The organism is Pseudomonas abyssi (assembly GCF_003444685.1).
Lineage (GTDB): Bacteria > Pseudomonadota > Gammaproteobacteria > Pseudomonadales > Pseudomonadaceae > Halopseudomonas > Halopseudomonas abyssi.
Window position 1 is genome coordinate 1362081 of the sequence record NZ_LMAZ01000001.1, and the last position, 16737, is coordinate 1378817.

Below are 16737 nucleotides of genomic sequence, written 5' to 3' on the forward strand. Positions count from 1 at the left end.
GACCGGTCGGCGTTACTGCAGCGTGCTGCGCAGCCGGCGCAGCGCCGCGTAAAAGAACACCGCACCGATGGCTATCAGGGCCAGCAGTTTTGGCCACACGATGCCAAGCCCCGCACCGCGCAGCAGCACGCTCTGTGCCAGTTCAACAAAGTGAGTGGTCGGCGCCAGCGACATGATCAGTTGCACTGGCACCGGCATGCTCTCGCGGGGCGTTACCGCACCGGAGAGAATCTGCAGGGGGATCAGCACGAGCATGATCAATAGCCCCAGCTGAGGCATTGAGCGGGCCACGGTGCCCAGAAATATCCCCATTGAGGTGGTGGCAAACAGGTGCAATGCGGTGCCCGCCAGGAACAGGGCCATCGATCCCTGAATGGGCACCTGCAGCCAGCCTTCGACGATAAAACGCAAGGCAAATCCTGACGCGACCAGCACCACCAGACCCATGGCCCAGACCTTGGCGAGCATGATCTCCAGCGGCGTCACCGGCATGACCAACAGGTGCTCGATGGTGCCGTGCTCGCGTTCGCGAATCAGTGCTGCGCCAGTCAGGATAATCGACAGCATGGTGATCTGGTTGATCACCTCGGTAATGGCGCCGAACCAGCTGGCGTCCAGGTTGGGGTTGTAGGCAATGCGGACTACCGCCTCGACGGGCTGGCTTGCGCTGCCTTGGTAGCCCTGCGCGAACGCGGCTGTTTCGCTCTGAATGATTTGCTGTATATAGCCTGCACCACTGAAGGCCTGACTCACCTGAGTGGCATCGACGTTCAGTTGAATGCCGGGTTGGTTTCCGGCCAGCAGGTCACGCTGAAAGTCTGGCGGGATATTCAGCGTAAAGGTGTATAGCCCGCTATCCATGCCCCGGTCCATTTGCCGGTGGTCGATGCGTGTGGGCGGCAGAAAATACGGGAGCTGGAAGGCATCGATCAGCCTGGCCGAGACCTGTGAGCGATCCTCGTCGACCACGGCAATGGTCGCGCGATGCGGTGTTTCCGGCATCGCGGTGGCGGAGGAGTAGATGCTCAGACTGAAGGCATAGATGATCAGCACAACCAGCGCCGGGTCACGGGCCAGGCTGCGCAGCTCCTTGATACCGAGCTGGAGAATATTGCCGAGTGCGCGTGTCATGTCATTTCTCCTGCTTGCTCAGGCCAAGCACACTGGCCAGTGTGAGCACCGGAACGGCTAACAGCAGCGGCAGGAAGTAGCCTTGCAGCTCTGCAAAGTCGAGCGCCTTGGAGAATACTCCGCGGGTAATGATCAGGAAGTGGGTGGTGGGGTAGAGCTGGCCTATGAATGCGCCAGCTCCCTCCATGGCAGAAACCGGATGAAGCATTCCGGAAAACTGGATCGCCGGAATCAGCGTGGCGATAGCCGTGCCGAAAATCGCCGCAATCTGGCTTTTCAGTAGCGACGACACCAGCAGTCCGAGGCCGGTCGCGCAGATCAGATAGAGCAGCCCGCCCAGCAGCAGGGTGGGCAAACTGCCCTTGATCGGCACGGCAAAGACAAACACCGCCAAGAGCAGCAGCGCAAGCAGGTTGACGAAACCCAGCGCGACATACGGCAACTGCTTGCCGAGCAGAAACTCGAGCTTGCTGACCGGCGTAACGTAGAAGTTGGTGATGGAGCCCAGCTCCTTTTCCCGGACCACAGCCAGCGCTGTGAGCATGGCAGGGATCATCATCAGCAGAATCGGAATCACGGCCGGCACCATGGCTGGCAGGCTTTTCACGTCGGGGTTGTAGCGGTAGCGGGTTTCCACATTCACCAGGCTGGTCGTATAGGTGGTTGGCTGATGAGCGGCCAGGGTCAGCAGGTAGTTGAGGTGTATGCCCTGGGCATAGCCGCGCAGGGTATCTGCGCGCATCGGCATGGCGCCATCGACCCAATAGGCCACCTGGGGAGCGTCGCCGCGCAGCAGATCGCGGCCGAATCCGGGCGGGATTTCCAGGGCGAGGCTGATGTCACCGGCGCGCATGCGCTGATCCAGTTCCGCATGGCTGTACAGAGGCGGCTTTTCGATGAAGTAGCGCGAGCCCGACAGTTCCAGCGCATAGTTCTGGCTGTAGGTTGTCTGGTCGCGATCCAGCACTGCAAAGGTCAGGTTCTCGACATCCATGTTGATGCCGTACCCCATGATCAGCATCAGAAACACCGTGCCGACCAGCGCGAGCAAGCCGCGCACCGGGTCACGGCGCAGCTCCATGGTTTCGCGTCGGGTGTAGCTCAGCAGCCGGCGCAGGCTGAAGCGTGGCACCTTGGCCGGTGCACTTGCCGACGTGGTGGGAGCTGTGGGGGCGACCTCCTCGGACGCGTTGTCATCCGGGCCACTGGCTTCGCGCAGCCAGTCGATGAACGCTTCTTCCAGCGTGGCCTTGCCGCGCTGCTGACGCAGCGCTTGCGGTGCGCCGCTGACGAGTACCTTGCCTGCGTGCATCAGTGACATGCGGTCGCAGCGTTCAGCTTCATTCATGAAGTGGGTGGAGATGAAGATGGTCACGCCGTCTTCGCGCGAGAGTTTGACCAGCAGCGCCCAGAACATGTCGCGGGCGACCGGGTCGACGCCGGAGGTGGGCTCGTCGAGGATGAGGATTTCTGGCTTGTGGATGACCGCAACCGCCAGCGACAGCCGTTGGCGCACGCCCAGCGGCAAGGCCATAGGCAGGCTGTCGGCAACCTCATGCAGGTTGAATTGATCCAGCAGTTCAATAATGCGCTGTGGGCCTTGGTCTGCGGGCAGGTGGTACAGCTTTGCATGCAGCGCCAGGTTCTGGCGCACCGTCAGTTCACTGTACAGCGAGAAGGCCTGGGACATGTAGCCCACACGCATGCGCACGCCCATGTCGTTCGGATCGACCGGCTTGCCGAGCACCGAGGCTTCGCCTTCGCTGAACGGCAGTAGGCCAGTGAGCATCTTCATGGTGGTCGACTTGCCACACCCGTTGGAGCCGAGGAAGCCAAAGATCTCGCCGCGTTCGATGCGAAAGTTCACCCTGTCCACCGCTACGAAGTCGCCAAAGCGGCGGGTCAGGTCGTGGGCTTCAATGGCTATGCCACTGTGCTCGCCACGCGGCGGGATGACCAGTTGCTGATGCTGACTGCGCTTTTCCTCCGGCAGCAGTGCAACAAAGGCCTGCTCAAGGCTGCTGGACTCGGTTCGCTCAAGGATCTGCTGCGGCGTGCCGGTCGCCAGTACCTTGCCGGCGTCCATGGCGATGAGCCAGTCAAAGTTCTGGGCTTCGTCCATGTAAGCGCTGGCAATCAGCACGCTCATCTGTGGTCGGCTGGCGCGAATGCGCCGAATCAGATCCCAGAACTGGCTGCGTGACAGCGGGTCGACGCCGGTGGTGGGTTCATCCAGGATCAACAGGTCCGGGTCATGAATCAATGCGCAGCACAGCCCGAGCTTTTGCTTCATACCGCCCGACAGCTTGCCTGCCGGACGATCAATGAAACGGCTCATGCCGGTACTGGCGAGCAGGTCACTGATCCTCGTCTGGCGTTCCTGCCGGTCCTGATTGAACAGACGGCCGAAGAACTCCAGGTTCTCCGCGACGCTCAGAGTGGGGTAGAGGTTTTTGCCTAGCCCCTGTGGCATGAAGGCAATGCGTGGGCAGACTCGACGGCGGTGGCCGGCGCTGCGCATATCGCCGCCCAGTACCTGAAGTTGTCCCTGCTGCAGGCGACGCGCGCCGGCTACCAGTGACAGCAGGCTGGATTTGCCAACGCCATCGGGGCCGATCAGGCCAACCATGCAGCCCGCCGGTAACGCCAGTGTCAGGGCGTCGAGGGCGGTTACCTTGCCGTATTGCAGGCTGATACCGTCCAGTCTGGCGACCGGATCGTGCGCGTCCATGCTCAGTGTCCGACGTTGACTTCAAGGTCCGCCGGCCAGTCGGCCTCGGCGTCCAGCTTCAGCCAGGCGACGCCGGGCAGGCCGGTCTTGACCTGCTCGATGTGCTCCTCCAGCAGGGCAGGGTCGATGCGCGCGCGGATGCGGAACATCATCTTTTCGCGCTCCTGTTCGGTCTCGACCGACTTGGGCGTGAATTGAGCGACGCTGGCGACATAGCTGATGGTGGCGGGGATGACGTATTCGGGCGCGGCATCGATGATGATGCGGGTATCGGAGCCCATGGCAACGCGCCCGGCCAACCGTTCGGGCAGAAAGAAGGTCATGTAGACATCAGTCAGATCGACCAGGTTGAGCACGCGCCCACCGGCGCCCAGTACTTCGCCTGGCTCTACTGTGCGAAATTGCACGCGGGCGTGACGGTCCGCGCTCAGGGTGCTGTCGGTGATGTCGGCGGCGATGCGGTCCGCTGCGGCGCGTGCGGCGTCCAGCGCTGATTCGGCACCGATCACCTGTGAGCGAGCAGCGGCGATACCGGCCTCGGCAGACAAAATCTGGGCCCGTGCAGACGCGACAGCGGCTTGTGCACTTTGAAGCGCCGCTTCTGCGTCGTCGAGTTGCTGGCGCGACATCGCATTGCGCTGAACCAGTACCTTGATGCGGTCATAGCGTTTTTGCGCCGCATTGGATTCAGCTTGGCGTTGCAGCAGCAATGCTTCGGCGGTCGCGTGTTCGCTCTCACGCTGGCTGACCAGAGCCTGCGCGGTTTGAATGGCGTTCTCGGCCTGCCTGGACTGGGCTTGGGCCTGCTGCAGCTGCGCTTGCAGCGTAGTGGTATCCATCTCGGCGAGGACGTCGCCGGTATCCACAAAGTCGCCTTCGTCCACCAGAATACGGGTGACACGACCGCCCAGCTTGGTGGCGACGTTGATCTCGGTTGCCTCGATGCGGCCATTGCCGCTAACGAACCCTTCGCCATAACCAGAGGGTTTGAGCTCAATCCAGGCGATAATGGCAAGGGCTGCGACGATGGCGACGACTATGAGGCCACGGACAAGTTTGCGGGGAGGTTTCTGCACGATGATTCCTTTTCCTGTGTGCGGGCAAATCACGGATGATCGCTGCTAGAAAATCCATTCTAGAAAGTACCGGCGCAAGGGGTGTTGATACCGGTCAATGTGCTCGGGAACTGTCTCGGTTTTGAATCAAGCTAGCCTGAAGAGTAGCCGGTTTTCAAGCTTCGGGAGCACTAGATCGGCGTTCTGTGACCTGCTATTGAGGTTGGGTGCCGTCAGGCAGCGGGGACGTTACGCAGTAGGTGCGCCCGTCTCTGCTCAAACGAGCCGTGTAATGTCAATGCACAGAGTTGCCTGTTGGTTAGTTCAGACTCGTACAGCGCCTGTTGCTCTTGGCGAAATGCCTCAGGGCTGCGGGTGCCGTCCTGCACCAGAGGGAAGTCAGCTGCACACAGCCAGAGCTGATGATAGGGGCGCTCGGCCAGGGCGATAAGCTCTGGCGGAGGAGGCTCAGGGAACATCAGCTGATGGTAGATCAGCGTGGTCAGCGGGGTGGTATCGCAGATCACCGCACTGTGTCCCTCTCTTATAGCGAGGGCAACGGCTTCGTTTTCCAGGTCGACTTGGGTGCGGGCGATGGTCAGCAGATCGCCAGAGCTGAGCACGCCTCCGCAATCTTCCCAGTGCTGGCGGCCGAATTCGGCAACCCAGGGCCAGCCGCGCTGCTCTGCCAGCCACTGGCTCAGGCTGGTCTTGCCGGTGGATTCTGCGCCGATCAGGGCGATACGCCGACAACGCTGTGCGGCCAAGACATCAGTGCTTTGCCAGTCGGCGCTGGGCGCCGCCCGCAAGGCGGTACCACTGATGGGGTGGCGAATACGGTCGCGGTCGACCAGCACTGAGACCACCGGTCGTTGCCAGTGCTGGGCAAGATGGTCGGCGAACCCCTGCCCGTAGTCTTCGCTGCTGAACACGGCGTCGATGGGCTGACCAAGCGTGCGATCAATCAGCTCGGCACAGAATTGTCGCTGCTGCAGATCGCTGGCGTTGTTGTCAGGCATCGCCAGCCCAAGCCGGCAGGCTTGCGCGGCATCGACCACCACGCACTGATGCTGCGGCCAGCCGTCATTGAGCCATTGCTGGCGCACGGCGCTGGTGCAGCCGGCAAATTCCGGCCGAGAGTAGCTCAGGATGAGTACCTGCTCGCACGCCGCGGTCGCGGTATCGATCAGGTAGCGGTGGCCGCTGTGCAGCGGCGAAAACTTGCCGACGACTAGGCCGGTTCGGTAGTGCTTTGACATGGTCTGTTCAGTTCTCGGTGCCAGCGCCAAAGGCCATAGCAGGCGTTGATCCAGAAGCCGACATACACCATCGAGGTCAGCATCAGCTCGCGGGAGGCGTACAGCGGTACGGCGATGCTGTTGACGATCAGCCAGAACCACCAGGTTTCGATGCGTCGCTTCATCAGCAGTAGCTGGGCGGTCACGCTGAAAGTCAGCACCGCGGAGTCGACAAAGGGCGCGTAGGCATCGGTATGCAGGTGCAGCAGCGCCCCGTAACCCAGTAGCGTCGCTACCGCGATCAACAGGTAGAGCGCGAGTTGCGACCAGGAGCTGCGGCTGATCGCCTCGGCGCTGGCGCCGCGTTGCCATTGTTGCCAACCAATGATGCTGGTGCCGATAAAGAACAGCATCAGCGTGGCGTCGGCGTACAGCTGGACCTGAAAGAACAAGACGGCAAACAGCACGCAGCCCACGATTCCCAGCGTCCAGGTGTGACGATGATTGCGGGCGGCAAGGAAGACGCTGATCAGAAAGAAGGCGTTGGCGCTGTATTCCAGCAGGGTGAGACTGCTCATCCGTCGTGGGCTCCGGGATAGTCGCTGGTGTATTGAATGAGTTTGTCGATGCCGAGCGGGAAGGGCTCGATGCTTACCTGGCAACCGTGACCAAAGGTGCCGGCGATGGCACGGCGCAGCGCCTGCTCATCGGTATTCCCCTGCAGACGCAGCACCAGATTGCCGTCGGCTTGTTGGTGCAGCTGATACTGGGCCAGCTCAAACGGTTGCATCAGATGGGTGATGTCGACGTTGTTGAGCCAGCGCCCTGCAGCGTAAAAGCGTACCGGCGGGCGACCGTCGAGTTGCTGCAGGTACTGGTGCCCGTCAGGGCTTTGGTACAGGCAGGCGTAGTCGCCGGTGCGGTAGCGCAGCAGCGGCATGCAGGGGTTGAAGCCGCCGCTAAGGGTGATTTCCCCGCGCTCACCTGCGGGTACGGCGCGGCCTTGACGGTCGAGCAGCTCGACCTTGAGCGTGCTTTGTACCAACCGCAGGCCGTTGCCCGTGCCGTCGCAGGCGGCAATCGGGCCGGCTTCGTTCATCGAGTAGAGGTTGATGATCGGGCAGGCAAAGCGCTCGCTCAAGCGCGTCTTCAGGCCGCCCAGCAGGGTCATGGACGTTGACAGGATGGCGGCAGGCTGGTGGTCGAATTCAATCGTCAGCAGCGTACTCAGGCTGCGCGGATCGCCGGTTATCAGCAGTGGTTTGACCTTGTCCAGATAGCGTCCACGCGCGGCGGCGCTGGGCCAGTCAGCGGGATTCATATTGAGCTTGAGCAGCACCTTGTCATCCCAGTAGGGCAACACTGACGCATAGGTGAAACAACGCTGCTGATCACCAACCAGCATGACGCCGGTGTCGCCCGGCAGGCTTTGCAGATCGATGCCGTGCCAGCCGACGATGCGCTCATGAAAGCAGTGATAGCGCGCGGCAACCAACGGCAGTGACGGCACGCGCAGGGGGTGGCCGGTGGTGCCGCTGGTCTCGAAGACGATCAACTGCTGCGGATCAATATCAGCCGGCACAAAGGTCGCAACGTCGCTGCTCAGATCTTGCCGGGAAGTACAGGGCAGGGCATCAAAGCCGAGGTGCCAGGGGTAGTCCCGATAGCGCGGTACCTGCCGCCGGCAATGGTCGAGAAAGCCGGCCAGCCACTCGGAGTCGAGTTGCTGCAGCAGCTGTTTGTCGATCTGCAGCTTTGACAGCGCCGCGGCGTCCAGATGGTGGCCGCTGCGGCCGCTTAGGGTAGGTGCGTCCGGATACTGCAGACAGCGTTGCAGGCGCTGTGCGGCGCGCGGGCTCAGTTCGGGCAGGCGCCGGGTATCGAGCCAGGGGGCGAGTTCTACGGCCTGCGAGGTCATTCGCGGGTGTACTTGTCGGCCGCTTCGCGGGCGCGCTTTTCTGCCAGCGCTTTGCGAATGGATTCGGCGCGCTCTTCGGCGGCTCTGGAAGCCGCGACGACCCGGGCCCGTTCGCTGGAACTGACCATCAGCAAGCGATCCTGTGCTTGCTGGTCTGTTTCGTTCTGCGGCTTGAGGCGCAGGCCGCTGAGGGTCAGACGTATCAGTTCTTCGCGCTGGTCTTCATCGTTCAGATTCGGGTGAACGCTGTCCATCAGTGCGTTGCAGGACGTCAGCAGCCCGACGACTTCATCGCAATACAGCGTCAGGCCGCAGAACGCGTCATCGGCCAGCAGCCAGACCATCAGCAGTAGTGTGTTCGGCCGCTCCCTGTCTTCTGGCTCTTCCCATTGGGGCAGGTCGTAAATCGGCAGCAGCGTTGCCGCCGAGACAGCCGGTGCCAACCGCGCGATCAGATCATGCAGCAGTGCAATCATTTCCTGGCCGATGGGTACCGGGCCACCGGGGTAGGCCAGCAGGCGCTGGTGCAGATGAAGCATGGACGGGCCGGATTGCAGGTGGCTCATGGGCGGGTCGCTCGCTGCGAAGTGGCATCATTGGCTTGGTAGTACTGCCGCGAAAAGCGGCGGGCGAAGGTGAGCATCGGCTCCAGCCCGCTGACGCGATGTACCTGCCAGCCCTGATCTCTGCCCACGCGCATCTTCTCATAGGCGCCCTGCAGCCAGGGGTGCCCGGTCTGGCTGTCCAGCTCCATCGGCAAATCCAGTACCCAATGACCTGCGCCGCCGCAGTGTCGCAGGGTACGTGCGCTGATCTCGGCGCCCGGTGTGCCTTCTTCGTCATCAGAGAACATTGAACTGACGCCGTCATCGGACAGCACGACCACCTGAGTTGGCGTGCGGCGCGGCTGTGCGTAGGTATCGCGCAGCAGTTTTAACGGGAAGCTGGTACTGCCGCCAAAGAAGCCGGTCAGTACGCGCAGCGCACTGGTTTCATCGCGAATGAAGCCGTCGGTGGTCAGGCACTGGCGCGCACCGCTCCAGAGCGTGACCTGTACCTGCGCTCCGGCTCGCAGCGCCGACATGCACAGCAACACGCCGGCGAGCGCCGGATAGGACAATTGATACTGCGGATTGGGCATGGAGCCGGAGCTGTCCACGTAGAGGTCCAGATCGCAGACCTGCTGGCGAGGTTGCTCGGTGCCGTCGAGGCTGAATACCGCCTTGTGTGTAGTGATACCGGGAATGGGGTTGCCGCCAGCCAGCAGGGTTGCAAACCAGTCGATCTCGCCCGGGTCGTCGCCCGGCTCCCACAGGGTTGTGCCTTCGCGTTCGGGTTCGCTGGGCGCCGGTGTCGACCGGGCAGGGAACGGCAGCAGGTAGGGGCGCACGGCGTCGCGGTAGTAGTTGACCGTGGCATCGTGGCGGGAGATGTCGACGCCGGCGGCGCGCAGGACCTCGTAGTACTCCTGCGGTTCAAGCGCCTGGCCGGCCGAGCGTACCGCGCTAGCCGCACCGCCGTTGCCGTCAGCGTCGGCCGTGCTCGGCGTCTGATCGATCAGGTCCGGATCGAGACTGGGATGCAGTACGTCGATGGCCGGCAGAGCGGGCACGCCCGTGCCGGTGTGGCCGTTGCCGGCGTCGGCGGTATCGGCCAGCACGCCGAAGGCGTCGTTGGCCCCTTGTTCGTCATCTTGCAGATAACGCAGTAGCAGGGTGGCGAAGCGGCTGGCGCCGGTCAGCCAGTCTTTGCCGTAGACCTTGATGATGCGGCTGCCCAGCCAGGCGTCGCCTTCCGCCGAGCTACCGAGCGGGGCAGAGATCAGGGTCTCTGGCGGCAGCTGCCAGAGACGCTCATAGATGCGCATGTACAGCTGCCACAGAGCCGTGGCGGTGGTTGGCTTGAGTCGCTGGTAGACCGCATCCATCTGGCAGGGAGTATGGCGCTGTAGGTGCTGATTGATCAGCAGGTCGGTATAGAGGTTGGCGACCAAGGGAGCCAGTTGCTCGCTGCCCGGCAGCGCTTGGCGAATGACCGCCAGCAGTTGCAGGTGCTGGGTCATGTTGGCGGGCGCATAGACGTGATGACCGATTTCGTGGGCCAGCACCTCAAGCGCATAGTCGTCCAGCCCGCGCTGGCTGATCTCCTGCAGGTTCACCATCACGCGCTGCGAGGTCAGGCGAATGGCGGCAAAGCTGTCGGTCAGCCCGGCCTGGTTGGCGGCCTGCACGTCAAACAGCCACAGCGGCTCCTGCAGCTGCAGATGATCGCTCCATAGCTGCAGGGCACGTTGCCATTGGGCCTGCCAATGCTTCAGCTGTGGATCTGCGCTCATGACTGGCCGCCGCTTTTGGGGATGATCATGATGCGGAAACTGTTGTGAAAGCTGACGACCCAATCGTACGGGCGCTCAAGGCATTGGCGCGCCAGATCGATACTGCGCCAGTGTTCGCTCAGGCCGGGCGGCAATTGCTGCAAGTCCTGGACGGGGACGGGGGCTGCGCGCTCCGGCTTATGGGCAAGTAATTTGTGCCCCCAGGCGTCGGCGTGCAGCTGCCAGCAGTCATCGCCGGCCTGAATCAGCGTCTGCTCTGCAGACGTCAGCAGTACCGGCAGCGCCGCAAACTCGCCCCCCAGCCAGGTTGACGCGCCCAGCTCCAGAGGTGCTGTCCGCCAGCCGGCAGTCGTGCCTTGCCACCAGGGGTGGGCAAGCTGCTCAGGCTCGCCCAAGTGCAGGTGTTCGGCCAGCGCGGGCTGACGGCCGAGTACAGCCATGGCGGCGCTGCGGAACTCCGGCAGACCGGCCATCCAGCCGAGTACCAGCAGATGATCCGGTGTGGCATCGGGCGCCGGGTTGCAGTGTTGCCATCGCTCCAGCAGTTTGCTGCGCTGCGCCGCTGATGGCAGGTGAGAGAGGGTATTGAGCAGCTGCACCAGTAGCTTGGGCGCATCGGCCGGATAAGGCGCGAGCCAGGTTGGCAGGACCCTGGTAAACAGCTCGACAGTCAAGGCGCGGTGCTCTGCGGCCAGCCAGCCGCGGCGCGCCAGCGTCAGGCCCGCCTGGTAGCTTGTTTCGGCCAGCGCAGCCTTGTTGGCCGCTGGCCAGGGGTCTAGCGCGAGCATCAAGGGATCGAGCGCATCCAGAAGGAAGCCGCTGAAGCTGCGGGCAAACTCGCCCTGATCGCCCTGGCGCGCCAGACGATAGGCATGATTGAGCGTATCTGCCTGCTGGACCAGATACTGTGCGAGCCATTCGGAGCGCATATCAGCCCTGACTGGTCAGCCAGCGCTGGTAGTTGCTGTAGCGCTGGTGCAGGTATTTCAGTGTCATGGCGTCATCGTGTACCGCGCCGGACAGCTTGTTGCCGGAGGCCAGCTGCTGCAGTGTGCGCTCTATACGCTGCAGGCGTTTGCGGCACTCCTTGAGTGACAGCCCCTCGAGCCCTTCATCCAGCTCGGCCTTGAGTGCAGCAACCTCGTCGTTGCGGTGGCGGCCCTGACGCTCGAACTCGCGACAGCTGAGCTGGAACAGATGACGCAACCAGCCGATCTTGTCGCTCAGGAAGGCGGCGCTCTCCGGTTGCTGGAAGAAGGGCGCGTCTTCATCGGCAAACAGGTGAGAGTGCAGCACGAAGGGCAGCATCTGGGTCAGGTCATTCAGCTCGACCTCGCTATTGCCGCGAAAATACGCCATTGCCTTGGCGTAGACGATCAACGACATCAGGCTGCGCACCGACAGCCCGTTGCGGGTCTGGCAGCCCAGATCGGCGAGACGGTCACGACCGTTTTCGAGCATCGCCAACTGGTGCCGGGCAACGCCGGCCAGGCGAGAGGTGTCTTTGCTCTTGTACTCGAACTGCTGCCCCGAGTATTCGCTGAACTCGAACTGGCTGGCGAAGAACTCAAGGCGCTGGCGCAGGGCTGGCGGCAAGCTTACCGCGCGGATGTCGGCTTCCATCTGCGCCATGTCCGCTTCGCTGAACTGCAGCACCTGCGGCAGGCAGTCCGCCGGATCAACGCCTTCTTCGATACGGATCAGCAGCTCGTCGAGAAAGCGCGGGTTGAACGGCAGCGCCTGCACCACAACGTCAATGCGGTCCTTGAGGGCTTCAATCACCGGGTAGGTGCCGCCGCCTTGATCATCGTTGGCGGTCAGGTACCAGGCCGCAGGCGGGCACTCGTGAATCTGGTTGAACATCTCGGCGTAGTTGTCGCCCATCACGGTCAGCAGGGCGCTCTGGGTGCGGGTCGGGATGCGGTTGTACTCGTCAACGATCTTGACCCGCATATCCAGCCAGCTGCGCCAGCTGATGCGGATATCCGATTGCTCCTCGGCCTTCATGATGTCCATGGGCATGGGGTTGCCCAGCAGATCTGCCACGGTCATCTGCGGGTGGCCGTGCTGCATGGCCCGGCGCACTTGCTTGGGGGTGTATCCGGCCAGCAGGCCCATGAGCAACGCCGAAGCCGTTTTGCCGCGGCCGGGGCCGCCGATAAACAGGCATTTGCGCCGCGCGGCAAAAGTCAGGATCGGCAGCAGGATAAAACTGGAGTAGCTCTGGTCGGTCGGCAGGTAGAGCGGCGTCTGGCTGTCACCGAACTGGATCGGCTGCGGCGGCGAGAGGTTGTACTCCACATCGTAATGCGGGCTGATGACTGCGTGATTGACGATCCAGAAGTAGGCTTGTCGCAGTTTTTCAGCCAGTGCCACGGATGCCGGCTGCGCAGCCTGATCCGGGTCACCAAAGGGACCGTTGACCAGTGCTGCCACATCAAAGCTGGCGCTGGATGTCGATTGCGCGGCGGGGCGGGTGGGCGACGCCGAGATACGGGAGAACGGGTTGAATCCTTTCATGAAGAGCCGGGCCTGACTGCGAAACAGGACGGCAGTATGCCAGAGAAGGTTCGTGCCGGGTTGTGCACCGCGTCACCAGCGGGCCAACCGCTGGTTGTCAGTAACGGATGCCGGTGACCCAATAAAGGCGCTCACCGCCAGGTGCCATAACGCAGATTTCGTCGTCCAGCTGCTTGCCGAGCAGGGCGCGAGCCATGGGACTGTCGATGCTGATGTGTTGCTGTTTGGGGTCGATCTCGTCAGGGCCGACAATGCGTAACTTCAGTATCTTGCCGTCTTCGTCTTCCAACTCGACATGGGCGCTGAAGTAGATGCGGCTGGGATCGCTTGGTGGCTGATCCACGATTTTCAGTGCCTCAAGGCGCTTGCGCAGAAACCGCACACGGCCGTCGATCTCGCGCAGCATCTTCTTGCCATATATATATTCGGCATTCTCCGAACGATCGCCCAGGGCGGCCGCTTCGCTGACGGCCTGGGTAACCGCCGGGCGCTTGCGTAGCCAGAGTTCATCCAGCTCGGCGCGCAGGCGCTCGGCGCCCGCAGCGGTGATCAACGGGGTGCCGGCGCGGCGCGGTGGGCGGTAACGGCTCATTACATCAAGCTCCCCGGCTGATCAGGCGCATGGGGCTCTGGCGCACCACTGCACGGGTGCCCCAAACGCCAGCGCAGCCAATCAACAGGGCAGCGGTCAGCGGCGTGAGCAGCCAGAACAGCAGATGCGGCGCCCAATCCAGCTCCAGGGCAAAACGGTAGAGCGCCCAAGTAGCCAGCTCGGCGGCGACCACCGCCATCACGCCGGCGAGCAGCCCCAGCAGGAGAAACTCCAGCCAGGTGGCGCGGCGCAGCAGCGTCCGCTCAGCACCCAGAGTACGCAGCAGTGCGCCCTGGTACAGACGCTGATCCAGGGTTGCCTGCAGGGCGGCAAACAGCACCGCCAGCCCCGCGAGCAGGACAAAGACCAGCACATACTCCACCGCCAGGGTGACCTGCTTGAGGATGCCGCGAATCTGCTCCAGTACCGGTTCCACCTCAAGTAGCGTCATCGCCGGAAACTGTCGGGTCAGACCGCGCAGCGAGGCACGCGCGCTGGCAGGCAAATGGAAACTGGTGAGCAGGGTGGCGGGCAGCCCATCCAGCACGCCGGGGGCGAAGACCATGTAGAAGTTGGGCGTAAAGTTGTCCCACTCGACCTGGCGAACGCTGGTGACGATGGCGCTCAGAGACTGGCCTTCAATGACAAAGCCCAGTTCGTCGCCCAGGCCAACGCCCAGACTCTCCGCCAGCTCGGATTCGATCGAGACGGCGTTATCAGGCGTGCTGTCGCTCCACCACTGGCCGGCGGTCAACTGGTTGTCGGGCGGCAGTGTGGCAGACCAGGTCAGGCTGAGGTCGCGATTGATGGCACGGGTGCCGCGGTCCTGTTCGCCGCGCTGGCCGTCAGGCTCTGCCTCCTTGCTTACCTCCTGGCGCACCGGCTCACCGTTGATGCTGACCAAGCGCCCCGGCGTCACAGGGTAGAGGGGGGCGCTGCGCGCACCTATCTGTTCCAGCTGCTCGGCAAAGGCCTGCTGCTCACTGGGCAGGATATTCAGTGCAAAGTGATTGGGCGCATCGGCCGGCAGCTGGTCCTGCCAGTCGCTGAGCAGCTCAGTGCGCAGAATCAGCACCACCAGCATACTCATGAAGATCAGCCCAAAGGCGAGAATCTGTGTCGCTGCTGCGGCCGGGCGTTTGAGCAGCTCGCCACTGCCCAGACGCCAGGCCAGGCTGAGGTTGTGCAGTTTGCCGGCAACACTGCGCAGCAGCAGCCAGGCCAGCAGGCCCAGTACCAGCGCCGCCGCCGCGCCGCCGAAGATCATCGCCAGGGTGATCTGCAGGTCACCGGTGAACTGCCACATCAGCAGGCTCAGCACAGCCAGCGCCAGACCATAGATCAGCCAACTGCTGCTGGGCATGGGGGCTAGATCCCGGCGCAGCACGCGCAGGGGGGCGACCTGACCAAGGCGCAGCAGTGGCGGCAGGGCAAAGCCGAGCAGGGCGCACAGGCCGGTCGCGCCGCCGACCAGCAGGGGCGTCAGTCCGGGCTCGGGCAGGCTGCTGGGTAATAGTTCGCGCAGCAACTGCAGCAGCCCCCATTGGGCCAGCCAGCCAAAGGCCAACCCCAGCAGGGTGGCCAGCGCGCCCAGGTACAGCAGCTGCAACAGGAACAGCCGCATCACCTGCCGGCGTGACAGCCCGAGACAACGCAGCATGGCGCTGGTATCGAAATGGCGCAGGGCAAAGCGGCCAGCAGACAGGGCCACGGCAACGCCGGCCAGCACCACCGCCGCGATACTGGCCAGGCCAAGGAACTGATCCGCCCGGCCCAGCGCACGGCCTACCTGACGATTGCCGTCCTTGACCGAGGTGACCCGTTGGTTGGGTTCCAGGCGCGTCTCCAGCCACTGCTGATAGGCGCTCAACTGCTGGTCTTCCCCAGACAACAGCAGGCGATAGCGGACGCGGCTGCCGGGCTGCACGATACCGGTGGCCTCCAGGTCCTGCAGGTTCATCAGTACGCGCGGCGTCAGGCTGTAAAAGTCCCCGGCACGGTCCGGCTCATGAGTCAGCAGCGCGCTGATGGTCAGGCTGGCGTAGCCCACCTCCAGTGCATCGCCCACCTCCAGCTCCAGCTGGGTCAGCAGGCGCGGCTCGATCCACAGCTCGCCGGCAGCCGGGCCGGTACTGACGGTTTTTTCTGCGGCAAAGGGCTGCTCGGCAATGCGCATCTGGCCGCGTAGCGGATAGGCTGCATCCACTGCCTTGACGCTGGACAGCTGCATGGTTGCATCGCTGGCCATGACACTGTTGAAGCCGACTTGTCGGCTGATCTGCAAGCCCTGGTTCTGTGCGTGCTCAGCGTACAGATCGGGCAGCGGACTGCCGGAGGAGACTACCAGGTCCGCGCCGAGAAACTCGGCGGCCTGGCCGGTCATGCTGCGTTCCAGGCGCTCGGTGAAAAAGCTGATGGCGGTGCTGATGGTGACTGCAATCAATAATGCGCCGAGCAGTACGCGCAGCTCCCCCGCGCGCCACTCCCGACGCAGCAAGCGCCAGGCGAGGCTGGCCAGCGGCGCACTGTTCATACCGCCTGCTCCGCCTGCAGTTGACCTGCCTGCATGTGCAAGGCGCGCTCGCAGCGGGCGGCCAGGCGTTCGTCGTGGGTGACCAGAATCAGGGTGGTGCCGTGTTCCCGGTTCAGGTCAAACAGCAGATCGGTGATCTTCTGGCCGGTGGCGGCGTCCAGGTTACCGGTCGGCTCGTCGGCAAACAGAATGGCGGGCTCGCTGGCAAAGGCGCGGGCGATGGCAACCCGTTGCTGCTCGCCGCCAGACAGTTGCTGCGGATAGTGGCTGAGACGCGCCTTGAGACCGACCCGTTCCAGCAGCTCGGTGGCATGCTGACGGGCATCACGGCGGCCGGCCAGCTCGAGCGGCAGCATCACGTTCTCGACCGCATTCAGGCTGTCCAGCAGCTGGAAGGACTGGAACACAAAACCGACCTCCAGGCCGCGCAGAGCGGCGCGCTGGTCTTCGTCCAGCGCAGTCAGTGACTGACCGGCCAGCAGCACCTCGCCACTGCTGGGCAGATCCAGGCCGGCGAGCAGACTGAGCAGGGTGGATTTGCCGGAGCCCGAGGCGCCGACAATGGCCACACTGCTGCCGCGCTGAATGCTCAGGTTTACGTCCGAGAGGATCTGCAGTGGCGCTTCCGAGGTGGTGACGACTTTGTTAAGGTGGCGGGCAATTACGACAGCGTCTGACATGGTA

General features: G+C 63.3%; 13 protein-coding genes. All 13 read right to left on the reverse strand.

Annotated elements, in window-relative coordinates; genetic code table 11:
* Positions 1-12: 12 nt before the first annotated feature.
* On the reverse strand, positions 13-1131 hold the full coding sequence (locus ASB58_RS06235; protein WP_118129690.1) for an ABC transporter permease: 1119 nt from the start codon (positions 1129-1131) through the stop codon (positions 13-15).
* Between the two features lies 1 nt (position 1132).
* Positions 1133-3862: a ribosome-associated ATPase/putative transporter RbbA gene (gene rbbA, locus ASB58_RS06240; protein WP_118129691.1), complete on the reverse strand. Its 2730-nt coding sequence runs from the start codon at positions 3860-3862 to the stop codon at positions 1133-1135.
* Positions 3863-3864: 2 nt separating this feature from the next.
* A complete protein-coding gene (locus ASB58_RS06245; protein WP_456239127.1) occupies positions 3865-4941 on the reverse strand; it encodes an HlyD family secretion protein in 1077 nt (358 codons plus the stop codon).
* Between the two features lie 209 nt (positions 4942-5150).
* Entirely contained in the window at positions 5151-6176 is a 1026-nt protein-coding gene (locus tag ASB58_RS06250) for an AAA family ATPase (protein WP_118129693.1), read from the reverse strand.
* On the reverse strand, positions 6149-6733 hold the full coding sequence (gene pnuC / locus ASB58_RS06255) for a nicotinamide riboside transporter PnuC (RefSeq protein ID WP_118129694.1): 585 nt from the start codon (positions 6731-6733) through the stop codon (positions 6149-6151). The genes ASB58_RS06250 and pnuC overlap by 28 nt, the downstream gene beginning before the upstream one ends.
* Positions 6730-8073, reverse strand: coding sequence for a phenylacetate--CoA ligase family protein (locus tag ASB58_RS06260; RefSeq protein ID WP_118129695.1), 1344 nt, complete (start codon positions 8071-8073; stop codon positions 6730-6732). The genes pnuC and ASB58_RS06260 overlap by 4 nt, the downstream gene beginning before the upstream one ends.
* Entirely contained in the window at positions 8070-8639 is a 570-nt protein-coding gene (locus ASB58_RS06265; RefSeq protein ID WP_118129696.1) for a hypothetical protein, read from the reverse strand. Before ASB58_RS06265 ends, ASB58_RS06260 begins: the two co-directional genes overlap by 4 nt.
* A complete protein-coding gene (locus ASB58_RS06270; RefSeq protein ID WP_118129697.1) occupies positions 8636-10408 on the reverse strand; it encodes a VWA domain-containing protein in 1773 nt (590 codons plus the stop codon). The genes ASB58_RS06265 and ASB58_RS06270 overlap by 4 nt, the downstream gene beginning before the upstream one ends.
* On the reverse strand, positions 10405-11337 hold the full coding sequence (locus ASB58_RS06275; protein WP_118129698.1) for a hypothetical protein: 933 nt from the start codon (positions 11335-11337) through the stop codon (positions 10405-10407). Before ASB58_RS06275 ends, ASB58_RS06270 begins: the two co-directional genes overlap by 4 nt.
* A gap of 1 nt (position 11338) precedes the next feature.
* Complete coding sequence (locus tag ASB58_RS06280) at positions 11339-12928, reverse strand: AAA family ATPase (RefSeq protein ID WP_118129699.1); 1590 nt, start codon at positions 12926-12928, stop codon at positions 11339-11341.
* Between the two features lie 97 nt (positions 12929-13025).
* The gene (gene greB, locus ASB58_RS06285) at positions 13026-13520 is read right to left on the reverse strand and encodes a transcription elongation factor GreB (RefSeq protein ID WP_118129700.1); all 495 of its coding nucleotides are present in this window, start codon (positions 13518-13520) and stop codon (positions 13026-13028) included.
* Between the two features lie 4 nt (positions 13521-13524).
* Positions 13525-16053, reverse strand: a complete 2529-nt coding sequence (locus ASB58_RS06290) for an ABC transporter permease (protein ID WP_118129701.1) — start codon at positions 16051-16053, stop codon at positions 13525-13527.
* Complete coding sequence (locus tag ASB58_RS06295) at positions 16050-16733, reverse strand: ABC transporter ATP-binding protein (RefSeq protein ID WP_096005119.1); 684 nt, start codon at positions 16731-16733, stop codon at positions 16050-16052. The genes ASB58_RS06290 and ASB58_RS06295 overlap by 4 nt, the downstream gene beginning before the upstream one ends.
* Positions 16734-16737: the final 4 nt, after the last annotated feature.